Raw genomic sequence first — 20,161 nt, 5'->3', positions numbered from 1 at the left:
TTTACAAACCCTCCACGATCACGCCCATCGAACGAGCAGAACCCGCCAGCGTGCGCACGGCGGCGTCAACGTCAGCAGCGTTCATGTCCTTCAGCTTGGTCTTGGCAATTTCTTCCAGCTGTTCGCGGGTGATTTTGCCGACCTTAGCCTTCAGAGGGTTCGAGGAACCCTTGTCCAGCTTGATGGCCTTCTTGATCAGCACGGTGGCAGGAGGCGTCTTGATGACAAAAGTGAAGCTCTTGTCAGCAAACGCTGTGATCACCACAGGCAGAGGCAGACCGGGCTCAACACCTTGGGTCTGCGCATTGAATGCCTTGCAGAATTCCATGATGTTCAGACCGCGCTGACCCAGCGCAGGACCGATTGGAGGGGATGGGTTGGCCTTACCAGCTGGCACTTGCAGCTTGATGAAGCCGACGATTTTCTTCGCCATGTTTTAGCTCCTTACGGGTGATAGCGCCAAACGCACATGCATTTGGCTCCCCGGGGTTAAAGCCCCAATATTTCAATACGCGGGGCCATCAAACGTACCTCAGGTTTTTTCAACCTGAGAGAACTCCAGCTCCACGGGCGTCGAACGACCAAAAATGGCCACCGACACACGCAGACGATTCTTCTCGTAGTTCACTTCTTCGACACTGCCGTTGAAGTCCGTGAACGGACCTTCCTTGACACGCACCAGCTCACCCACCATGAACTCCACCTTGTGGCGAGGCTTGTCGGAGCCCTCTTGCATTTGGTTCACAATTTTCTGAACCTCAGCTTCAGAAATCGGAGCAGGACGATTCTTTGCACCACCCACGAAACCGGTCACTTTGCTGGTGTGCTTCACCAAGTGCCACGTATCGTCTTCCATGACCATCTCTACGAAGACATAGCCAGGGAACAAGCGCCGCTCGGTTGTTTTGCGTTGACCGTTCTTCATCTCCACCACTTCTTCGGTAGGGACCAAGATACGACCAAACTTATCTTGCATGCCGGCACGCTGAATGCGCTCGGTGATGTTGCGCTCTACAGCCTTCTCCATGCCCGAGTAGGCATGGACAATGTACCAACGCAGATCCGGATTGACGGGAGCAGTCGCACCAGCCTCACCCGACACAGGTTCGATTGCATCAGTCATTAGCTTCTCCAGCCCAAAATGAGATCGTACAGAACCCATTCAAGCGTTTTATCTGTCAGCCACAGGAACAATGCCATGACCACCACAAACGCAAAAACGTAGGCGGTCATCTGCAAACTTTCCTTGCGAGTTGGCCACACTACTTTTTTGACTTCTTTCCAGGAATCTTTGCTAAAAGCAAGCAGTTGCTTACCCTGCTCAGACACAGAAAAAGTCGCAGCAGCAGCAATCAAGCCTGCCACGAGAACACCCCATTGAACCAATGGACCTTGCTGTGCCAGAAAATAGAACCCCGCCACAGCAGCGATCACCAAAAACAAAGCGCCAAACAGCTTGGCCTTGTCAGCACCCGTACTGACTGTTTCTACTTGCGATGTGGCCATATCTCACTTTATCTGTTGCGAACAATGTCGCCGCACAAGACACTTAAGCCCGCCAGTTCCTGGCGGGCTTAGCGTTACCACTACATCGTGGCAGGGGCAGTAGGAATCGAACCTACAACCTTCGGTTTTGGAGACCGACGCTCTGCCAATTGAGCTATACCCCTAAACCCTAATTACCTAATTAAGCGAGAACCTTAGCAACCACGCCGGCGCCCACAGTACGGCCACCTTCACGGATAGCGAAGCGCAGACCTTCTTCCATAGCGATAGGAGCAATCAGCTTCACAGTGATGGACACGTTGTCGCCAGGCATCACCATTTCCTTGCCTTCGGGCAGCTCGATGGAGCCAGTCACGTCCGTGGTACGGAAGTAGAACTGAGGACGGTAGTTGTTGAAGAAAGGCGTGTGACGACCACCTTCGTCCTTGGACAGCACGTACACCTCAGCGGTGAAGTGGGTGTGGGGCTTGATGGAGCCGGGCTTGCACAGCACTTGACCGCGTTCCACGTCTTCACGCTTGGTGCCGCGCAGCAGCAGACCCACGTTGTCGCCAGCTTGACCTTGGTCCAGCAGCTTGCGGAACATTTCCACGCCCGTGCAGGTGGTCTTCTGGGTGTCCTTGATACCGACGATTTCGATTTCTTCGCCGACCTTGATGATGCCGCGCTCGATACGACCGGTCACCACGGTACCACGACCGGAGATGGAGAACACGTCTTCCACGGGCATCACGAAGGCGCCGTCCACAGCGCGCTCAGGCGTGGGGATGTAGGAGTCCAGAGCTTCAGCCAGCTTCAGGATCGCAGGCTCGCCCTTGTCGGACTGGTCGCCTTCCAGGGCCAGCTTGGCGGAACCACGCACGATGGGGGTGTCGTCGCCAGGGAAATCGTACTTGTCCAGCAGTTCGCGGACTTCCATTTCCACCAGTTCCAGCAGTTCTTCGTCGTCCACCATGTCGCACTTGTTCAGGAACACGATGATGTAAGGCACGCCCACCTGGCGAGCCAGCAGGATGTGTTCGCGTGTCTGGGGCATGGGACCGTCAGCAGCGGAGCAGACCAAGATAGCGCCGTCCATCTGGGCAGCGCCGGTGATCATGTTCTTCACATAGTCAGCGTGGCCAGGGCAGTCCACGTGAGCGTAGTGGCGCGTGGCGGTTTCGTACTCGACGTGCGAAGTGTTGATCGTGATACCACGAGCCTTTTCTTCAGGCGCGTTGTCGATCTGCGAGTAGTCCTTGGCTTCACCGCCGAAGTGCTTGGACAGCACGGTGGCGATAGCAGCAGTCAGAGTGGTCTTACCGTGGTCAACGTGGCCAATGGTGCCCACGTTCACGTGGGGCTTGGTGCGCTCGAACTTTTCTTTTGCCATTTTTTCGACTCCGAAAAAAATCAAATGCTAACGATGTTTCGGCGCAACCATCTGACACAGAAGCACCACTAATTGGTGCCCATGGGCAGGATCGAACTGCCGACCTCTCCCTTACCAAGGGAGTGCTCTACCACTGAGCCACATGGGCATAAGCCTGCACAAGCAAACTTATGAATCTTGGAGCGGGAGACGGGAATCGAACCCGCGTCATTAGCTTGGAAGGCTAGGGTTCTACCATTGAACTACTCCCGCAAACCTGGGTTTGCGCGCACCGCCAAACGATGCTTAAATCTTTTCACCTTGAAAGGTGGTGGAGGGAGCTGGATTCGAACCAGCGTAGGCGTAAGCCAACAGATTTACAGTCTGCCCCCTTTAGCCACTCGGGCATCCCTCCGAAGAGATTTATATTGTAGCAGATTTTTTTATCGCAAAAATATTTTTAGGTATTTTCTTGAGTTTGTTTGGCGCGGCTGGCGGGGATCGAACCCACGACCCTTGGCTTCGGAGGCCAATACTCTATCCACTGAGCTACAGCCGCTAACGACACCCGCTACACGCGAACCACCAAAAAATCTGCAGCCCGCATTCTAACCCGCACTTTTGCGCCGCTTCAGGGAATCACGCAATTTCTTTTTGCAAATCGAACCCCAACCCCTTCAAGTACAGCGCAACAGCCAGCATCCCCTCCGCCTCCAGATCAAAAGATTGCCCATCCTGCAGCAACCAGAAATGCAGCACACCATCAAAGATAGCCTGCAACCCCCGCGCCGCATTTTGACCAGACACAGGCAAGCACACACCTTCTTGCTGAGCGGCCAACAACAACGCCTGCTCTATCTGCAGCGCAAACCGAAGTGCACCCTCTATGCGCCGCTGGCGCACATCCAAGAGCTCACCCACACACTCAACCTTGTACAAAGCAATATCAAATACACGCCGAGTTGCCGTGTAAGTACTCACAGACCTGAACACCATGCGCAGAACACCCAGGATCTCGGGCAGCACCGCACCGTGCTGCATGAACTTGGCTTGGCCAGCCTCCCACGCCTGCTCGAACGGCAAAGTTGTCCTTTGCATCAAGGCATCAAAAAGGTCTACCTTGTCCTTGAAGTGCCAATAAATAGCACCTCGCGTCAAGCCTGCAGCTTGCGCCACTTCCGACAACGAGGCACCTGCCACCCCCTTGGCAAAAAACACCTCCGCGGCAGCATCCAGCAACTTGTTGCGCGTTACCTCCGCATCCTCTTTGGTACGACGAGCCACAAATCGCCCCTTTCAAGCAAAAATCACCACCGCATCACCCCCAACACCAGCAAGGTCGCGATGGCTTGTCACTAATTATACATTCGCGTATGTATGTATAATTTCCTGACTAACCCGGCCTTTACACTTTGTGCAGAGGCCTATTTTTGTTCTGATCTGTCCCATCCAACCGTACGGCTGCCCACTCTCCCTTCCATGAGGATGTCCATGAACCGCTTCCCCCCTCCTTTTGCACTCCGCCGTCCGATGATTGGCGCATTGGCTTTGGCATCTCTCCTGGCATTGACAGCCTGTGGCAAGGGCGACCAGCCAGCCGGCCATGCAGGCGGTGAAGCGCCCGCGCCCCAAGTGGGCGTGGTTGTCGCCCAGCCCGCGGATGTGGCCTTGGTCACTGAACTGCCGGGCCGCGTCGAGGCCTCGCGCACCGCCGAAGTCCGTGCTCGCGTCTCGGGCATCCTGCTCAAGCGACTGTTCCGTGAGGGCAGCGACGTCAAGGCCGGCCAGCCTCTGTTCGAAATCGATGCTGCGCCCTACCGCGCCACACTGCAGAGCGCACAAGCCTCGGTAGCACGCGCCGAAGCCACGCTGGCCCAAGCCACAGCCCTGACCGATCGCTACAAGCCCCTGGTGGAAGCCAATGCCATCAGCAAACAGGACTACACCACGGCCGTGGCCGCCCAGAAGCAGGCCGAAGCCGATCTGGCATCGGCCAAGGCCGCCGTGGAAACCGCACGCATCAACCTGGGCTATGCCTCGGTGACGGCCCCCATCTCGGGCCGTATTGGCCGCGCCCTGGTAACCGAAGGTGCGCTGGTGGGCCAAGGGGAAGTCACCCAACTGGCCACCATCCAGCAGATCCATCCCGTCTATGTGAACTTCACGCAGTCGGCCTCGGACGTCATGCGTTTGCGCAGTGCCATGGACGCCGGCCAGCTCAAGAAGGTCAGCGGCCAGGATGCGGCCAGCGTGCGCATCGTGCTGGACGACGGCACGGAATACGGCCAAACCGGCAAGCTGCTGTTCTCGGATCTAACAGTGGACGCCACCTCGGGCCAGATCACGCTGCGCGCCGAAGTGCCCAACCCCGGCGGCCAGTTGCTGCCCGGCCTGTACGTGCGTGTGCGCCTGGAGCAGGCCCAGGCAGCCGATGCCATCCTCGTGCCCCAGCAGGCCGTGACCCGCAGCGACCAGGGCGACAGCGTCATGGTGGTCGATGCCGAAGGCAAGGTTGCTCCCCGCAAGGTGCGCATCGGTTCGGCCAAGGGCACGAACTGGGTGGTGCTTGAAGGCCTGAAGCAAGGCGAGCAGGTGATGGTCGACGGCTTCCAGAAGCTGCGCGGCGCGCCCAAGGTCCAACCCGTGCCATGGCAGCCTGAAGCCGCCAAGGCCAACGGTGCCAAGCCCGCCGCCGCGCCTGCGGCCGAAGCGGCCAAGGCAGACAACAAGTAAGGAGCGCCGCAGATGGCCAAGTTCTTTATCGACAGACCCATCTTTGCATGGGTCATCACCATCTTCCTGATGGTGATCGGGGCGGTGTCCATCACCAAGCTGCCCGTCGCCCAGTACCCCGCCGTGGCGCCGCCGACCATCCAGGTCTCGGTGGCCTACCCCGGCGCCACCGCCCAGACGCTGGAAGACAGTGTGCTCGCCGTCATCGAACGTGAGATGAACGGCGCCACAGGGCTGGCCTATGTGGAAACCACCAGCCAGGCCAACGGCACAGGCACGGTGGTGCTGAGCTTCGAGCCCGGCACCAATTCCGACCTGGCCCAGGTGGACGTGCAAAACCGCCTGTCGCGCGCCACCCCGCGCCTGCCGGCCGCGGTGACGCAGCAGGGCGTGCGTGTGGAGCAGTCCCGCTCCAACTTCCTGCTGTTCTCGATGATCACCACCGAGAACCCGAACTTCAGCCTGGACGCCCTGAACGACTACGCCGCACGCAACATCGTGCCCGAGCTGCAGCGCGTCACAGGCGTGGGTTCGGTCACGCAGTTCGGCGCCGAGCGCGCCATGCGCGTCTGGGTCGATCCAGCCAAGCTCAAGGGCTTCAAGCTGTCCATCGACCAGGTCAGCGCCGCCATCAATGCCCAGAACGCCCAGGTGTCCGCTGGCAACCTCGGTGACCTGCCTGCCGTCAGCGACCAGCCCATCGCTGCCACCATCGTCGTGCGCGGCCAGCTGAGCACGCCCGAGCAGTTCGGCAACATCGTGCTGCGCGCCAACACCGACGGTTCGTCGGTGCGCCTCAAGGACGTGGCCCGCATCGAGCTGGGCTCGCAAAGCTACAGCACCTCGGCCCGCCTGAACGGCAAGTCGGCCGTGGGCCTGGGCGTGCAGCTCACGCCCTCGGCCAACGCCCTGGCCACGGCCACGGCCGTGAAGGGCAAGCTCGCCGAGCTGCAGAAGTTCTTCCCTGAAGGCGTGTCCTTCTCCGTGCCCTATGACACCTCGACCTTCATCTCGGTCTCGATCGAGAAGGTGGTCCACACCCTGCTGGAAGCCGTTGTGCTGGTGTTCCTGGTGATGTACCTGTTCCTGCAGAACATCCGCTACACCCTGATCCCGACCATCGTCGTGCCCGTGGCCCTGCTGGGCACGTTCGCCGCGCTGTTCGCCATGGGCTTCTCGATCAACGTGCTCACCATGTTCGGCATGGTGCTGGTGATCGGTATCGTGGTGGACGATGCCATCGTGGTGGTGGAGAACGTCGAGCGCATCATGGCCGAAGAGGGGCTGCCGCCCCTGGAGGCCACACGCAAGGCGATGAGCCAGATTTCGGGCGCCGTGATCGGCGTGACCGTGGTGCTGATCTCGGTGTTCGTGCCGCTGGCCTTCTTTGCCGGTTCTACCGGCAACATCTACCGCCAGTTTGCGGCCACCATGGCCACATCCATCGCCTTCTCAGCCTTCCTGGCGCTATCGCTCACTCCCGCCCTGTGTGCCACCCTGCTCAAGCCGGTCGATCCTGACCACCACAGCGAAAAGAAGGGTTTCTTTGGCTGGTTCAACCGCCGCTTCAAGAGCGCCACGCACAGCTATGAAGGCGCGATGGGTTCCCTGGTGCGCCGCGGCGGCCGCATGATGGTCATCTACCTGGTGCTGGTGGCCGCCGTGGGCTATGTGTTCACCCGCCTGCCCACCTCCTTCCTGCCCAACGAAGACCAGGGCTACATCATCACCAACGTGCAGTTGCCACCTGGCGCCGCCGAGGCCCGTACCAGCGAAGCCCTCAAGCGCGTCGAGGAGTACATGCTGGCTCAGCCCGAGGTGAAGAACATCGTGACGGTGTCGGGCTTCTCGTTCTCCGGCCAGGGCCAGAACGCCGGTCTGGCCTTCGTGATCCTGAAGGACTGGAGCGAGCGTACGGGGGCCGAGCATTCGGCCAGCGCCGTGGCGGGCCGCGCCTACATGGCGCTGAGCCAGGTGCGCGACGCCTTCATCTTCGCGCTCAGCCCCCCGCCCATCCCAGAGCTGGGCACGGGCACCGGCTTCAACTTCCGCCTGCAGGACCGCGGCGCCAAGGGCCACGATGCCCTGATGGCTGCACGCAACCAGTTGCTGGGCATGGCCTCTCAAAGCAAGATCCTTGCAGGCGTGCGCCCCGACGGCATGGAAGACGCGCCCCAGATCCAGCTGGAGATCGACCGCGACAAGGCCAGCGCCCTGGGCGTGGGCTTTGACAGCATCAACTCGGCCCTGTCCACTTCGCTGGGTTCGGCCTACGTGAACGACTTCCCCAACCAGGGTCGTCTGCAGCGTGTGGTGGTCCAAGCCGATGCCAAGGCGCGCATGCAGCCCGAGTCCATCCTCGATCTGCCCGTGCTCAACAACCAGGGCCAGGTGGTGCCACTGTCGGCCTTCGCCTCCACACGCTGGATCACCGGCCCAATGCAGACCGTGCGCTACAACGGCTACTCCTCGATGAAGCTGGCCGGCGATGCCGCACCGGGCTATTCGACAGGGGATGCCATGGCCGAGATGGAACGCCTGGCCGCCCAGTTGCCCGAAGGCTTCGGCTTCGAGTGGACCGGTCTGTCGCGCGAGGAAAAGCTCGCCGGCGACCAGGCCATGGTGCTCTACGCCTTCTCGCTGCTGGCCGTGTTCCTGTGCCTGGCCGCGTTGTATGAAAGCTGGTCCATCCCCTTCTCGGTGATGCTGGTGGTGCCGCTGGGCGTGCTCGGCGTGTTGCTGGCCACACTGACCCGGGGCATGGCCAACGACGTGTACTTCCAGATCGGTCTGGTGACCATCATCGGCCTCTCGGCCAAGAACGCCATCCTGATCGTGGAATTCGCCAAGGACCTGCAGGCCCAGGGCAAGAGCGTGATCGAAGCGGCGCTGGAAGCGGCCCACCTGCGGTTCCGCCCCATCATCATGACCTCGCTGGCGTTCACCTTGGGTGTGGTGCCCCTGTTCATCGCCTCGGGCGCCAGCTCGGCCAGCCAGCGTGCCATCGGCACCGGCGTGATCGGCGGCATGATCACCGGCACCGTGCTGGCCGTGGTCTTCGTGCCCGTGTTCTTTGTGCTGGTGCGCAGCTTCTTCAAGGGCAGCGAACGACAACGGAAGATATATGCCGCGCACGCGCAAGCCGCCGGCATTGAGGAGAGCAAGCATGAGTAAGACCCCGAGCCTTCGCCTGTCGGTGCTGGCCACCGCCGCGCTGCTGGCCGGCTGCTCGCTGGTGCCCAAGTACGAGCGCCCGGCAGCCCCTGTGCCCACGGCCTTCCCCACGGTCTCCGGTGCCACGGCACCGGCCGCCGCCGAAGGCCAGGCCAGTGCGCCCGTGCCCTGGGAGCAGTTCTTCACCGACGCCCGCCTGCAGCGTCTGGTGCGTCTGGCGCTGGAGAACAACCGCGACCTGCGGGTGGCCGTGCTGAATCTGGAACAGGCCCGCGCCCAGTTCCAGATCCGGCGCGCTGACCAGTTCCCCACGGTGAACGCGGCGGCCAATGCCAGCCGTGGCAACAGCCAGATCACGGGCGACATCGTCAACAACTTCCAGGTGGGCCTGGCGGTCTCGGCCTGGGAGCTGGACTTCTTTGGCCGCATCGCCAGCCTCAAGGAACAGGCCCTGGCCCAGTACCTGGCCAGCGACGAGGGCCGCAAGGCCACCGAGCTGAGCCTGGTGGCCAGCGTGGCCAACGGCTGGCTGACCCTGCTGGCCGACGAGGAGCTGCTGGACATCTCGCGCCGCACCCTGGCCACGCGCGAGGAGTCCATCAAACTGGCCAAACTGCGTTTCGACAACGGCGTGGCCTCGGAACTGGACTACCGCCAGGCCCAGTCGCTGACCGAAGCCGCACGCGCCACCTATGCGCAGCAGATTCGCCAGCGCAGCCAGGACGAGAATGCCCTGGCCCTGCTGCTGGGCCAGCCCCTGCCGGACGACCTGCGCGCCAGCCTGAAGGGTGCCAAGCTGGCCGATGCGGCCGCCATGGCCAGCCTGCCAGCGGGCCTGCCGTCCGACCTGCTGGTGCGCCGCCCCGACCTGCGCCAGGCCGAGCAGCAACTGATCGGCGCCAACGCCAACATCGGCGCAGCGCGTGCGGCCTTCTTCCCGCGCATCGCCCTGACCACCCAGGCCGGCACGGTGAGCAACGAGCTCTCGGGCCTGTTCAAAAGCGGCAGCTGGGGCTTTTCCATCGCACCTTCGCTGACCCTGCCCATCTTCGACGCCGGCCGCAACCAGGCCAACCTCGAAGTGGCCCAGGCCAGCCGCGGCATCGCCCTTGCCCAGTACGAAAAGGCCATCCAGACCGCCTTCCGCGAAGTCTCGGATGCCCTGGCCGGCGAAGCCACGCTGGGCGAGCAGGCGCGGGCCCAACAAGCCCAGATCGAGGCAGAGCAGGCGCGCCTGCGCCTGTCCGAACTGCGCTACAGCAACGGTGTCGCCAGCTACCTGGACCTGCTGGACGCCCAGCGTTCGCTGTTCACGGTGGAGCAAAGCGCGGTGCAGGTGCGCCTGGCCCAGCTGCAGAACCAGGTCGCCCTGTACAAGGCCCTGGGTGGCGGCTGGTCCGAAGCCAGCCTTGGCAAGCAGGAAACCACCAATCGTTGAGGTGCGTCAACTCTGTACCACAGCGGCCGCCAAACGGCCGCTGGGGGACTGGGGCAAAAAAACCCCATCGATATAATCCGCCGTTGGTTTTTCCCCGCCCCGATAACCAGAGGACGCCATGAGCGACAAGCACCACGAAGAAGCCCATACCGGCCCCATCAAGAACCCCAAGCAGCTGCTGATTACGGTACTGCTTGCCTTCATCCTGCCCGTGATCCTGATCATTGGCCTGGTCACCTTCGTGGGCTCGGCGCCCAAGACCGGTGCCGGCGTGGGCATGCAGGAGCTGGCCCAGGCACAGCGCCTGCAAAAGGTGGGCTCCGTGGAGATTCGTGATGCCAACCGCCCCCTGCGCGGTGGCGAGGATGTGTACAAGGGCCAATGTGCCGCCTGCCACGCCACCGGCGTTTCGGGCGCGCCCAAGTTCGGTGCTGCGGGTGACTGGGGTCCCCGTCTGGCCCAAGGCTTTGACGCCCTGGTGCACTCGGCCCTCAAGGGCAAGGGTGCCATGGCCCCCCAAGGTGGTGGCGACTTCAACGACCTGGAAATCGCCCGTGGCGTGGCCTTCATGGCCAATGCCGGCGGCGCCAACTTCCCAGAGCCTCAGCCTGCCGCCCAGGAAGGCGACGCCCCAGCGAAGTAATCGCCAGCGCGCTCCCAAAAAAGGACCCTCGAGGTCCTTTTTTCATGCCTGCGCCGCGGCCCGCTGCGGGCTGCGCACGAACTGGAAGCGCTGCGGCAGCGCATCCCAGGCCAGGGACTGGGGGTGCCAGTGCCCCCGCTCCACCACGTCGGCCACGTGCACCATGTCCTGCGAGTGCACCACGCCCAGCACCCCGGCACAACGCAGGTAGACACGGCCTTCGTCATCCACCCAGCAGTCCTGCACCTGCGCCTGGGACATGCCCGTGTGTGAGCAGACCGCGCCCTGCGCATCCACGCGCCAGACCATGGGCGTGTTCTCCAGCTCCACGTACACCCGCTGCGGGCCGTTCTGGAAAAACCATTGCCCTTGTGTGTCGGCCTCGTAATTGCGCCCGATGAAGGCCAGCAACTTCTCGTGCTCCACCAGGGTCCCCTTGCTCTGTGGAAATGGGCCCTGCGCCTGCACCCCCGCATCGCGCAGCCACCACTGGCCGCGGGCATCCAGGCCCAGCCAGCCGTGCACATGCGGCACATTCGGCCATTTGATCAACGCCTGCTTCACGATCTCATCCATGCTGTCGGTCCTTTGCGCGCTGCCACTTGGCGGCGCCTAACGGTTGCCCGCATTTTGCCTACAAACCCGGGGCGCGGTCGGCCACCACAATGGCGCCAGGAACTGCTCTGAAGGGACATGTGCATGAAACGTCTGCTCGCCATCCTACTGATCGCCACCTCGCTGTCGGGCTGCGGCTACAACGATTTTCAGCGCCTGGACGAAGACACCAAGGCCAAGTGGAGCGAGGTGCTGAACCAGTACCAGCGGCGCGCGGACCTGGTGCCCAACATCGTCGCCTCGGTCAAGGGCGAGGCCAACTTCGAGCGCGACACCCTGACCCAGGTGATCGAAGCCCGCTCCAAGGCCACCGCCATCCAGGCCACACCCGAGCTGATCAACGACCCCGCCGCGTTCCAGCAGTTCCAGCAAGCCCAGGGGCAGCTGGGCAGTGCCCTGTCGCGCCTGTTGGTGGTCGCCGAGCAATACCCGCAGCTTCAGGCCAACCAGGCCTTCCGCGACCTGCGCGTGACACTGGAAGGTACGGAAAACCGCATCAACGTGGCCCGCAATGCCTACATCCAGTCTGTCCAGGCCTACAACGTGCTGGCGCGCAGCTTTCCCACCAACCTGACGGGGATGCTGTTTGGCTACCAGCCCAAACCCAGCTTCACGGTGACCAACGAGGCCGAGATTGCCCGCCCGCCGAGCGTCGACTTTGGCAGCAAGTAAGGCCGGCGCGCCCCTGCATCGGCCCGTTGAGGAAGTAAATATGGCTGTACTGCGCATGTGGCAAGCGCTGCTAGCTATCATTCTGAGTGCATGCTGGCTGCCCGGCTGGGCACATGACGTGCTGCCCGTGCCCGCACTCACCGCCGCGCTGATCGATCAGACCCACACCCTGTCGGTGGAGGAGTCCCGGGCGATCGAGCAACGGCTGCGCAGCATCGAAGCCAAGTCGGGCTCACAGGTGGTGGTGCTGATGGTGCCAACGACCGCCCCCGAAGACATCGCCCCCTTCGCCTACCGCGTGGCCAGCAGCTGGAAGATCGGCCGCAAGCACGTGGGCGACGGCCTATTGATCGTGGTCGCCAAGGACGACCGGCGCATGCGCATCGAGGTGGCCCGCGCCCTGGAGGGCGCCATCCCCGACCTGGCCGCAGCGCGCATCATCGACCAGCAGATGGCACCGCAATTCCGCCAGGGGCACTATGCCGCCGGCATCTTGGCCGCCCTGGACCAGATTGCCGCGCGCATTGCCGGCGAGGCCTTGCCGGCACCGCAGCCGCCCACCACCGCCCGCGACCGGGTGGATCTGGAGAGCCTGGCCATTTTTCTATTTTTCGGGGTGATGGTCGTCGCCCCGCTGCTGCGCCGCCTGCTGGGCAACAAGCGGGGCGCGCTGTTGGTGGGCGGGGGGGGCCGGGGTGCTGGCCTACGCGGTCACCACCAGCCTGTGGCTGGCCGGGGGCGCCGGGGTGCTGGCCGCCCTGGTGACCTTGCTGGCGAATGGTCCACGCGGTGGGGGCGGCCCGCCACTGGGGGGTGGCTGGAATGCGGCGGCCGGGGGGGATGGCGCAGCGGGGGCAACGGAGGTTGGGGCGGGGGTGGCTTTCGCTCCGGCGGGGGCGGCAGCTTTGGGGGCGGTGGCGCTTCCGGGAATTGGTGACGCACCATGGCCCGCCTGCTGCAACGCCTGTACCGACTGTGGCACCACCGCTGGGTGGAGGGCCAGGTGCGCGAGACCTTTCCCGACGACGTGCTGCAGCGCCTGGAGCGGGCCGTCGCCGCCAGCGAGCGTCTGCACACCGGCCAGCTGCGCCTGTGTGTGGAAGGCGGACTGCCCTACAGCTACATCTGGCGCCACGCCAGTGCCCGCGACCGGGCCGTCGGGCTGTTTGGCAAGCTCCGCGTGTGGGACACCGAGCACAACAATGGCGTGCTCATCTACCTGCTGCTGGCAGAGCACGCCATCGAGATCGTGGCCGATCGCGCCATGACCCGTGCGGTGCCGCAACTCACCTGGGATGCCATCGTGCGCGACATGCAACAGTCTTTTCAGCAGGCCGCCTACGCGCAGGGGTTGGAGCAGGCACTGGAACTGGTGTCCGAATTGCTGGTGGCGCACTTCCCGCGCAGCCCCGCAGACCGCACCGACGCCGTAGACAACCTGCCGGATGCCCCGGTGGTCCAGGGCCGTTTCACCAAGGATGTCTAGCCCACGGGCGGGCGCGGCTGGAAAGAATTTTTCACGCTAGAGGGGCCAGCGCGCCAGCCACTCACGCCCTGCGGGCGAGTGCAGCCCCACGAACACCACCACATTGCCCAGCACGGTCAGCCAGAAGCGTCCGAGGAAATCGACTTTGCGGCTTTTGTGGCGCAACCACTGCTGCGCCACAATCGCGCCCGGCCAGCCCCCCAGCAAGGCCAGAGCATGCAGGGTGGATTCCGGCGTGCGCCAGTGCCCCGCCTGGGCTGCCCGCTTGTCCTGCCAGTAGGCGCAGAACGTGGCCAAGCTGAGCACCGCGTACCCCGGCAACACCCAGCGCGGCACGCCCCAGACCACGGCAGTGCCAACCCACACCAGCGCAAAGGCCAGGATCGCCCAATAGCTGCCGCCCCCGCTCGCCCGCGCACCGCAGGACACACGGCCCGCCGTGCGCTGGGGACCGCCTGCGCGTGGGCGCACGGCAAATTCCAGGCGCAACCCCAGCTGCGGACGAGACGTGGCTTGGGGCCGCGGCTGCCAGGCGCTGATGTGCACGAACACGCGCGCACCACCCGGGTCCGGCTGGATGAAGCCAAAGCCGCGGTCATCGTTCCACTCCACCAGACTGCCGTGATAGCGCAGCATCAACATCTTTCAAAAACCGGAGCTGCCAGCGCTTGATCAGCAACGCTTTCAGCATATTTATCGATGCAAAGCCTTGTTCATCCAGCGCCAAGTGCTTTGTTTTTGATAACAGGCATAAAAAAGCCACCTTGCGGTGGCTTTCTTTGCAGAGACCGGTCGATCAGCGCTTGCCGCGGTACTTGCGCAGCGCGGCCATCTGTGCCGCCAGCACAGCCAGCTCGGACTGGGCCTTGGCCATGTCAACGTCATTCTTGGCGTTCTTCATGGCTTCCTCGGCGGCGGCCTTGGCCTGGGAGGCCTTTTGCTCGTCCAGATCCTTGCCACGGATGGCGGTGTCGGACAGCACGGTCACGCAGTGGGGTTGCACTTCCAAAATGCCACCGGCGACGAAGATGAATTCTTCGCTGCCATTGGGCAATTCGATGCGCACGGAACCGGGTTTGATGCGGGAGATCAGCGGCGTGTGCTTGGGCAAGATACCCAGCTCGCCCGCTTCACCAGGCAGTGCGACAAAGCGCGCTGGACCGGAGAAGAGGGATTCCTCGGCACTGACCACATCAACGTGGATGGTGTTCATCTTTGCTCCTGAGAAAAGGTGGGACTGGGCTTGTTGCGACGTGCCACCGGGGCGGGCGCCCCGGTTTCACGACAGCTTAAGCAGCCAGCTTCTTGGCCTTTTCGAAGGCTTCGTCGATGGTACCGACCATGTAGAAAGCCTGCTCGGGCAGATGGTCGCACTCACCGGCGCAGATCATCTTGAAACCACGGATGGTTTCGGCCAGAGGCACGTACTTGCCAGGGGCGCCGGTGAACACTTCAGCCACGTGGAAAGGCTGCGACAGGAAACGCTGGATCTTACGAGCACGGGCCACGACCAGCTTGTCTTCAGGCGCCAGTTCGTCCATGCCCAGAATCGCGATGATGTCGCGCAGTTCCTTGTAGCGCTGCAGGGTGCCCTGCACTTCGCGGGCCACCTTGTAGTGCTCTTCACCCACCACTTGGGGGTCCAGCTGGCGGCTGGTGGAGTCCAGAGGATCCACGGCAGGGTAGATACCCAGCGAAGCGATGTCACGCGACAGCACCACGGTGGAGTCCAAGTGGGCGAAGGTCGTCGCAGGCGAAGGGTCGGTCAAGTCGTCCGCAGGCACGTACACGGCCTGGATCGAAGTGATGGAGCCCACCTTGGTCGAGGTGATACGCTCTTGCAGACGGCCCATTTCTTCGGCCAGCGTAGGCTGGTAGCCCACAGCGGAAGGCATACGGCCCAGCAGCGCGGACACTTCGGTACCGGCCAGGGTGTAACGGTAGATGTTGTCCACGAAGAACAGCACGTCCTTGCCTTCGTCACGGAACGACTCGGCCATGGTCAGGCCGGTCAGCGCCACGCGCAGACGGTTTCCTGGAGGCTCGTTCATCTGGCCGTAAACCATGGCCACCTTGGACTCGCCCAGGTTCTCCTGGTTCACCACGCCGGCGTCCGACATTTCGTGATAGAAGTCGTTGCCTTCACGGGTACGTTCACCCACACCAGCGAACACCGACAGACCGCTGTGGGCCTTGGCGATGTTGTTGATGAGTTCCATCATGTTCACGGTCTTGCCCACACCGGCGCCACCGAACAGACCCACCTTGCCGCCCTTGGCGAAAGGGCAGACCAAGTCGATCACCTTGATGCCGGTTTCCAGCAGCTCCTGCGAAGGCGACAGTTCGTCGTACGCAGGGGCCTTGCGGTGGATGGCGGCCGTCAGGGTCTGGTCCACGGGACCACGTTCGTCGATGGGGTTGCCCAGCACGTCCATGATGCGACCCAGGGTCGCCTTGCCCACGGGCACGGTGATGGCGGAACCGGTGTTGGTCACCATCAGGCCACGCTTCAGACCGTCGGAAGAACCCAGCGCAATGGTACGGACGATGCCGTCGCCCAGCTGCTGCTGCACTTCCAGGGTCAGGGCCGAGCCTTCCAGCTTCAGCGCGTCGTACACCTTGGGCATCTGGTCACGTGGGAACTCCACGTCCACCACGGCGCCGATACATTGAACAATCTTGCCTTGTACTTGAGCCATTCTTTGCTCCAATCTGTTTGTCTGTTAAAGCCGTTTACACAGCGGCAGCGCCTGCGACGATTTCCGACAGTTCGGTCGTAATCGCGGCCTGACGCGTCTTGTTGTAGACCAGCTTCAACTCGCTGATGACGTTGCCAGCGTTGTCGGTTGCGGCCTTCATGGCCACCATGCGCGCCGATTGCTCGGACGCCATGTTTTCCGCCACTGCCTGGTACACGAGGGACTCCACGTAACGCACCAGCAGATCGTCAATGACGGTCTGGGCATCAGGTTCGTAGATGTACTCCCACGATGCACCCGTCTTCTCGGCTTGCATTTGCTCGTTCGACAGTGGGAGCAGTTGCTCCACCACCGACTCTTGCTTCATGGTGTTGATGAACTTGGTGTAGCTCAGGTACACCGCGCTCAGCTTGCCTTCAGCGTATTGGTCCAACAACACCTTGACAGGCCCGATGAGCTTGTCGAGGTGGGGCTGATCGCCCAGTGCTGTGGCTTGAGAGACCACCTTGGCACCAATACGGCTCAGGAAAGCCAGTCCCTTGCTGCCAATCGCCACGGCCTCCGCCGAAGTGCCCGCATCTTGCAGTTCACGCAACTTGGTCGTGACGACACGCAACACATTGGTGTTCATGCCGCCGCACAAGCCCTTGTCGGTCGTCACCACAATGATGCCGGCCTTCTTCGCATCAGCATGCACTTGCATGAAGGGATGCTGATACTCAGGATGTGCCTCGCCAAGATGAGCTGCAATATTGCGGACTTGTTCGCTGTATGGACGGGCAGCCAGCATCCGCTCCTGCGCCTTGCGCATTTTGGATGCAGCCACCATTTCCATGGCTTTGGTGATCTTCTTGGTGTTTTCCACCGATTTGATCTTGCCGCGTATTTCCTTGCCTGCTGCCATGATGGCTCCTCGTCCGGTTTAAGCGAACGACTTCTTGAACGCAGCGATGGCAGCGGTCAATTCAGCTTCGTCCTTGCCTTCCTTGTCGAAAGCGCGGTTGGCGTTCAGGCGGTCCAGCAGGGCCCCGTGGCTGGTCTTCAGGAACTGGTGCAGACCAGCTTCGAAAGGCAGCACTTGCTTGACTTCGATGTCGTCCATGTAGCCCTTGTTCACAGCGAACAGCGTCGCGCCCATCAGCGCTGTGTTCAGCGGCGAGTACTGGGCCTGCTTCAGCAGTTCGGTCACGCGGGCACCACGATCCAGCTGCTTGCGGGTGGCGTCATCCAGATCGGAAGCGAACTGCGCGAACGCGGCCAGTTCACGGTACTGCGCCAAGTCGGTACGGATACCGCCGGACAGGCCCTTGACCAGCTTGGTCTGGGCAGCGCCACCCACGCGGGACACCGAAATACCGGCGTTGATCGCAGGACGGATACCGGCGTTGAACAGGCTGGTTTCCAGGAAGATCTGGCCGTCGGTAATCGAAATCACGTTCGTAGGCACGAACGCAGAGACGTCGCCAGCCTGTGTTTCGATGATGGGCAGCGCAGTCAACGAACCGGTCTTGCCCTTGACAGCGCCCTTGGTGAAGGCTTCGACGTAGTCGGCGTTCACGCGAGCGGCACGCTCCAGCAGACGGCTGTGAAGATAGAACACGTCGCCGGGGAAAGCTTCACGTCCTGGAGGACGACGCAGCAGCAGCGAAACCTGGCGGTAGGCCACAGCTTGCTTGGACAGGTCGTCATACACAATCAGGGCGTCTTCACCGCGGTCGCGGAAGTATTCGCCCATCGTGCAGCCGGAGTAGGCCGACACGTACTGCATCGCAGCAGATTCGGAGGCCGTTGCAGCCACGACGATGGTGTATTCCATCGCGCCAGCTTGCTCCAGCGCGCGCACCACGTTCTTGACGGACGAGGCCTTTTGACCGATCGCCACGTAGATACAGGTAACGCCTTGACCCTTTTGGTTGATGATGGCGTCGATCGCAACAGCGGTCTTGCCAGTCTGGCGGTCACCAATGATCAGCTCGCGCTGACCACGGCCCACGGGCACCATGGAGTCGATGGACTTGATACCGGTTTGCAGAGGCTGGTCCACGGATTGACGTGCGATCACACCAGGCGCGACCTTTTCGATCACGTCGGTCATCTTGGCGTTGATGGGACCCTTGCCGTCGATAGGCTGGCCCAGCGCATTCACCACGCGGCCGATCAGTTCGGGACCCACGGGCACTTCCAAGATACGGCCGGTGCACTTCACAGTGTCACCTTCGGCGATGTGGGTGTACTCACCCAAGATCACCGCACCGACGGAATCACGCTCCAGATTCAGAGCCAAGCCATACGAAGGCTGGCCATCGGCGGAAGCGGGGAATTCCAACATTTCGCCTTGCATCACGTCCGACAAGCCGTGCACGCGCACGATACCGTCCGTCACCGACACCACGGTGCCTTGGTTACGGATATCGGCAGTTGCTTCCAGCCCTTCGATGCGGCTCTTGATCAATTCAGAAATTTCTGCGGGATTGAGTTGCATGACTCTTTCCTTCTTTCTTTGGTTAGCCGAGACCTCAATCCGCTTACGCAGTGAGGGCCGCTTTCATTTGTTCCAGACGAGCCTTGACGGAGGTGTCCAACACCTCGTCGCCCACCACCACGCGAACGCCGCCGATCAAAGATGCATCGATCTGGACGGACAGGTTCAGCTTGCGGCCGAAGCGCTTTTGCAGCGCATCGCTGATGTCGTTCAGAGCGGCATCCTCTACGGGGAAAGCGCTGTAAACGATAGCGTCGGACGAGCCATTGAGGCGGTTCACGATGGCACGGAACTGCACAGCCACTTCAGGCAGTGCGTCCAGGCGACCGTTTTCAATGATGACGCGCAGGAAATTGCGAGCGGCATCGGGCAAAGCCGAACGGGCCACGCCAGTGATGACGCCGAGCACTTGCTCGACCGTCACCTTGGGGCTGTCGGCCAGTTGACGCAATTGCGGATCAGCGGCAATCGCCGCCAATTCCTCCACCCAAGCGACAGTGCCGTTCAAGTCAGCTCCGCTGGCGGAGCTGGCCTTGAACAAGGCTTCAGCGTAAGGGCGGGCAATGGTGGCGAGTTCTGCCATTTTGCTTTCCTTACAGCTCTGTCTTCAGGCGGTTCAGCAGATCAGCGTGAACGCCGGCATTCACTTCCTTGCGGAGGATCTGCTCGGCGCCCTTCACGGCCAGTGCAGCGACTTGCTCACGCAGTGCTTCACGGGCTGCAACGGCTTGCTGCTCAGCTTCGGCGCGGGCAGCAGCAACAATCTTGTTGCCTTCTTCTGTCGCGCGGACCTTGGCCTCTTCAATGATGGCCTGGGCGCGGCGATCGGCGTCCGCAAGCCGCGATGCTGTCTCGTTGCGCGTCTGGCTCAGCTCCTGCTCAACGCGCTTGTTGGCAGCGCTGAGCTCGGTCTTGGCCTTGTCGGCAGCAGCGAGGCCATCGGCGATTTTCTGGGCTCGCTCATCCAACGCCTTCGCAATCGGGGGCCACACGAACTTCATCGTGAACAGCACCAAGATCAGGAAGACGATGCACTGAACGAACAGGGTCGCGTTAATACTCACGGCAACACCTTTCTTTCTAGGGCGTTGATCGGAGCTTAGGCCAGGACGAAGGGGTTGGCGAAAGCGAACAGCAGGGCGATAGCAACACCGATCAGGAAAGCGGCGTCGATCAGACCAGCCAAGATGAACATCTTGGTTTGCAGTTCGTTGATCAGCTCAGGCTGACGGGCCGAGGATTCCAGGAACTTACCGCCCATCAGTGCGATACCGATCGAAGCGCCGATAGCGCCCAGACCAACGATCAGACCACAAGCCAGAGCGACGAGACCGAGAATGTTTTCCATGATGACTCCTAGGG

The 20,161-nt window shown here is 62.1% G+C and carries 20 protein-coding genes, 5 tRNA genes and 1 pseudogene; 7 read left to right on the top strand and 19 right to left on the bottom strand.

Annotation, left to right across the window (positions count from 1 at the left end):
• Nucleotide 1: 1 nt before the first annotated feature.
• From rplK to SJH88_RS02290, 10 genes are all read right to left on the bottom strand, one after another.
• On the bottom strand, nucleotides 2–433 hold the full coding sequence (rplK, locus tag SJH88_RS02335) for a 50S ribosomal protein L11 (RefSeq protein ID WP_042413800.1): 432 nt from the start codon (nucleotides 431–433) through the stop codon (nucleotides 2–4).
• A gap of 99 nt (nucleotides 434–532) precedes the next feature.
• A complete protein-coding gene (nusG, locus tag SJH88_RS02330) occupies nucleotides 533–1,123 on the bottom strand; it encodes a transcription termination/antitermination protein NusG (protein WP_042413802.1) in 591 nt (196 codons plus the stop codon).
• Nucleotides 1,123–1,506 (bottom strand): preprotein translocase subunit SecE, encoded by a 384-nt coding sequence (gene secE / locus SJH88_RS02325; RefSeq protein WP_274753500.1) that lies wholly within the window; start codon nucleotides 1,504–1,506, stop codon nucleotides 1,123–1,125. Before secE ends, nusG begins: the two co-directional genes overlap by 1 nt.
• Nucleotides 1,507–1,594: 88 nt before the next feature.
• Nucleotides 1,595–1,670 (bottom strand) — tRNA-Trp (locus SJH88_RS02320).
• Between the two features lie 17 nt (nucleotides 1,671–1,687).
• Complete coding sequence (tuf, locus tag SJH88_RS02315; protein ID WP_045265651.1) at nucleotides 1,688–2,878, bottom strand: elongation factor Tu; 1,191 nt, start codon at nucleotides 2,876–2,878, stop codon at nucleotides 1,688–1,690.
• 73 nt (nucleotides 2,879–2,951) lie between these two features.
• Nucleotides 2,952–3,026, bottom strand: a tRNA-Thr gene (locus SJH88_RS02310).
• Nucleotides 3,027–3,056: 30 nt separating this feature from the next.
• Nucleotides 3,057–3,130, bottom strand: a tRNA-Gly gene (locus SJH88_RS02305).
• A gap of 56 nt (nucleotides 3,131–3,186) precedes the next feature.
• Nucleotides 3,187–3,272, bottom strand: a tRNA-Tyr gene (locus SJH88_RS02300).
• 68 nt (nucleotides 3,273–3,340) lie between these two features.
• Nucleotides 3,341–3,416, bottom strand: a tRNA-Arg gene (locus tag SJH88_RS02295).
• A gap of 80 nt (nucleotides 3,417–3,496) precedes the next feature.
• Nucleotides 3,497–4,141: a TetR family transcriptional regulator gene (locus SJH88_RS02290; RefSeq protein WP_274753499.1), complete on the bottom strand. Its 645-nt coding sequence runs from the start codon at nucleotides 4,139–4,141 to the stop codon at nucleotides 3,497–3,499.
• Between the two features lie 201 nt (nucleotides 4,142–4,342).
• Between SJH88_RS02290 and SJH88_RS02285 the strand changes: the two genes are divergently transcribed.
• The 4 genes from SJH88_RS02285 to SJH88_RS02270 all read left to right on the top strand — a co-directional run bounded on the left by SJH88_RS02285 (nucleotide 4,343) and on the right by SJH88_RS02270 (nucleotide 10,845).
• Nucleotides 4,343–5,590 carry an efflux RND transporter periplasmic adaptor subunit gene (locus SJH88_RS02285; protein ID WP_390887685.1) on the top strand — a complete coding sequence of 416 codons (1,248 nt, stop codon included), beginning with the start codon at nucleotides 4,343–4,345 and terminating at the stop codon, nucleotides 5,588–5,590.
• A gap of 12 nt (nucleotides 5,591–5,602) precedes the next feature.
• On the top strand, nucleotides 5,603–8,764 hold the full coding sequence (locus SJH88_RS02280; RefSeq protein WP_274753498.1) for an efflux RND transporter permease subunit: 3,162 nt from the start codon (nucleotides 5,603–5,605) through the stop codon (nucleotides 8,762–8,764).
• The gene (locus SJH88_RS02275; protein ID WP_274753497.1) at nucleotides 8,757–10,202 is read left to right on the top strand and encodes an efflux transporter outer membrane subunit; all 1,446 of its coding nucleotides are present in this window, start codon (nucleotides 8,757–8,759) and stop codon (nucleotides 10,200–10,202) included. Before SJH88_RS02280 ends, SJH88_RS02275 begins: the two co-directional genes overlap by 8 nt.
• 118 nt (nucleotides 10,203–10,320) lie before the next feature.
• On the top strand, nucleotides 10,321–10,845 hold the full coding sequence (locus tag SJH88_RS02270; protein ID WP_274753496.1) for a c-type cytochrome: 525 nt from the start codon (nucleotides 10,321–10,323) through the stop codon (nucleotides 10,843–10,845).
• Nucleotides 10,846–10,887: 42 nt separating this feature from the next.
• Here the strand turns inward: SJH88_RS02270 and SJH88_RS02265 are convergent, their stop codons facing one another.
• Nucleotides 10,888–11,421, bottom strand: coding sequence for a DUF2946 family protein (locus tag SJH88_RS02265; protein WP_270150819.1), 534 nt, complete (start codon nucleotides 11,419–11,421; stop codon nucleotides 10,888–10,890).
• A gap of 123 nt (nucleotides 11,422–11,544) precedes the next feature.
• Here SJH88_RS02265 and SJH88_RS02260 point away from each other — a divergent pair, with 123 nt between their 5' ends.
• The 3 genes and pseudogenes from SJH88_RS02260 (at nucleotide 11,545) to SJH88_RS02250 (ending at nucleotide 13,618) form a co-directional block, all read left to right on the top strand.
• On the top strand, nucleotides 11,545–12,132 hold the full coding sequence (locus SJH88_RS02260; RefSeq protein ID WP_274753495.1) for a LemA family protein: 588 nt from the start codon (nucleotides 11,545–11,547) through the stop codon (nucleotides 12,130–12,132).
• Nucleotides 12,133–12,172: 40 nt separating this feature from the next.
• Nucleotides 12,173–13,069: pseudogene (locus SJH88_RS02255) on the top strand (TPM domain-containing protein).
• A 6-nt stretch (nucleotides 13,070–13,075) separates the two neighbouring features.
• Nucleotides 13,076–13,618 carry a TPM domain-containing protein gene (locus SJH88_RS02250; RefSeq protein ID WP_274753494.1) on the top strand — a complete coding sequence of 181 codons (543 nt, stop codon included), beginning with the start codon at nucleotides 13,076–13,078 and terminating at the stop codon, nucleotides 13,616–13,618.
• Between the two features lie 36 nt (nucleotides 13,619–13,654).
• Here the strand turns inward: SJH88_RS02250 and SJH88_RS02245 are convergent, their stop codons facing one another.
• The 8 genes from SJH88_RS02245 to atpE all read right to left on the bottom strand — a co-directional run bounded on the left by SJH88_RS02245 (nucleotide 13,655) and on the right by atpE (nucleotide 20,147).
• Entirely contained in the window at nucleotides 13,655–14,254 is a 600-nt protein-coding gene (locus SJH88_RS02245; RefSeq protein WP_274753493.1) for a cold shock and DUF1294 domain-containing protein, read from the bottom strand.
• 160 nt (nucleotides 14,255–14,414) lie between these two features.
• The gene (locus tag SJH88_RS02240; RefSeq protein ID WP_042418847.1) at nucleotides 14,415–14,831 is read right to left on the bottom strand and encodes a F0F1 ATP synthase subunit epsilon; all 417 of its coding nucleotides are present in this window, start codon (nucleotides 14,829–14,831) and stop codon (nucleotides 14,415–14,417) included.
• 76 nt (nucleotides 14,832–14,907) lie between these two features.
• Nucleotides 14,908–16,317 carry a F0F1 ATP synthase subunit beta gene (atpD, locus tag SJH88_RS02235; RefSeq protein WP_042418852.1) on the bottom strand — a complete coding sequence of 470 codons (1,410 nt, stop codon included), beginning with the start codon at nucleotides 16,315–16,317 and terminating at the stop codon, nucleotides 14,908–14,910.
• Between the two features lie 34 nt (nucleotides 16,318–16,351).
• The gene (gene atpG / locus SJH88_RS02230; protein WP_274753492.1) at nucleotides 16,352–17,221 is read right to left on the bottom strand and encodes a F0F1 ATP synthase subunit gamma; all 870 of its coding nucleotides are present in this window, start codon (nucleotides 17,219–17,221) and stop codon (nucleotides 16,352–16,354) included.
• A gap of 18 nt (nucleotides 17,222–17,239) precedes the next feature.
• A complete protein-coding gene (gene atpA, locus SJH88_RS02225) occupies nucleotides 17,240–18,799 on the bottom strand; it encodes a F0F1 ATP synthase subunit alpha (RefSeq protein ID WP_042418860.1) in 1,560 nt (519 codons plus the stop codon).
• 43 nt (nucleotides 18,800–18,842) lie between these two features.
• Entirely contained in the window at nucleotides 18,843–19,382 is a 540-nt protein-coding gene (locus tag SJH88_RS02220) for a F0F1 ATP synthase subunit delta (protein WP_042418863.1), read from the bottom strand.
• Between the two features lie 10 nt (nucleotides 19,383–19,392).
• Entirely contained in the window at nucleotides 19,393–19,863 is a 471-nt protein-coding gene (locus SJH88_RS02215; protein ID WP_042418867.1) for a F0F1 ATP synthase subunit B, read from the bottom strand.
• A gap of 35 nt (nucleotides 19,864–19,898) precedes the next feature.
• Nucleotides 19,899–20,147: a F0F1 ATP synthase subunit C gene (gene atpE / locus SJH88_RS02210; RefSeq protein WP_011803767.1), complete on the bottom strand. Its 249-nt coding sequence runs from the start codon at nucleotides 20,145–20,147 to the stop codon at nucleotides 19,899–19,901.
• Nucleotides 20,148–20,161 lie beyond the last annotated feature (14 nt).

Origin of the sequence: Comamonas sp. GCA5 (genome assembly GCF_036541385.1) — a bacterium.
Lineage (GTDB): Bacteria > Pseudomonadota > Gammaproteobacteria > Burkholderiales > Burkholderiaceae_C > Comamonas > Comamonas aquatica.
Note: the sequence above shows the minus strand (reverse complement) of the source record. Positions and strands in the feature narration are given on the sequence as shown.

What these genes read in the sequence shown, in the direction of transcription:
- SJH88_RS02270 (WP_274753496.1), top strand. Translation starts at nt 10,321, where the DNA reads ATGAGCGACAAGCACCACGAAGAAGCCCATACCGGCCCCATCAAGAAC.
- tuf (WP_045265651.1), bottom strand. Translation starts at nt 2,878, where the DNA reads ATGGCAAAAGAAAAGTTCGAGCGCACCAAGCCCCACGTGAACGTGGGC.
- SJH88_RS02275 (WP_274753497.1), top strand. Translation starts at nt 8,757, where the DNA reads ATGAGTAAGACCCCGAGCCTTCGCCTGTCGGTGCTGGCCACCGCCGCG.
- atpD (WP_042418852.1), bottom strand. Translation starts at nt 16,317, where the DNA reads ATGGCTCAAGTACAAGGCAAGATTGTTCAATGTATCGGCGCCGTGGTG.
- atpG (WP_274753492.1), bottom strand. Translation starts at nt 17,221, where the DNA reads ATGGCAGCAGGCAAGGAAATACGCGGCAAGATCAAATCGGTGGAAAAC.
- SJH88_RS02220 (WP_042418863.1), bottom strand. Translation starts at nt 19,382, where the DNA reads ATGGCAGAACTCGCCACCATTGCCCGCCCTTACGCTGAAGCCTTGTTC.
- SJH88_RS02280 (WP_274753498.1), top strand. Translation starts at nt 5,603, where the DNA reads ATGGCCAAGTTCTTTATCGACAGACCCATCTTTGCATGGGTCATCACC.
- SJH88_RS02265 (WP_270150819.1), bottom strand. Translation starts at nt 11,421, where the DNA reads ATGGATGAGATCGTGAAGCAGGCGTTGATCAAATGGCCGAATGTGCCG.
- secE (WP_274753500.1), bottom strand. Translation starts at nt 1,506, where the DNA reads ATGGCCACATCGCAAGTAGAAACAGTCAGTACGGGTGCTGACAAGGCC.
- atpE (WP_011803767.1), bottom strand. Translation starts at nt 20,147, where the DNA reads ATGGAAAACATTCTCGGTCTCGTCGCTCTGGCTTGTGGTCTGATCGTT.
- rplK (WP_042413800.1), bottom strand. Translation starts at nt 433, where the DNA reads ATGGCGAAGAAAATCGTCGGCTTCATCAAGCTGCAAGTGCCAGCTGGT.
- SJH88_RS02285 (WP_390887685.1), top strand. Translation starts at nt 4,343, where the DNA reads ATGTCCATGAACCGCTTCCCCCCTCCTTTTGCACTCCGCCGTCCGATG.
- atpA (WP_042418860.1), bottom strand. Translation starts at nt 18,799, where the DNA reads ATGCAACTCAATCCCGCAGAAATTTCTGAATTGATCAAGAGCCGCATC.
- nusG (WP_042413802.1), bottom strand. Translation starts at nt 1,123, where the DNA reads ATGACTGATGCAATCGAACCTGTGTCGGGTGAGGCTGGTGCGACTGCT.
- SJH88_RS02250 (WP_274753494.1), top strand. Translation starts at nt 13,076, where the DNA reads ATGGCCCGCCTGCTGCAACGCCTGTACCGACTGTGGCACCACCGCTGG.
- SJH88_RS02260 (WP_274753495.1), top strand. Translation starts at nt 11,545, where the DNA reads ATGAAACGTCTGCTCGCCATCCTACTGATCGCCACCTCGCTGTCGGGC.
- SJH88_RS02240 (WP_042418847.1), bottom strand. Translation starts at nt 14,831, where the DNA reads ATGAACACCATCCACGTTGATGTGGTCAGTGCCGAGGAATCCCTCTTC.
- SJH88_RS02245 (WP_274753493.1), bottom strand. Translation starts at nt 14,254, where the DNA reads ATGCTGCGCTATCACGGCAGTCTGGTGGAGTGGAACGATGACCGCGGC.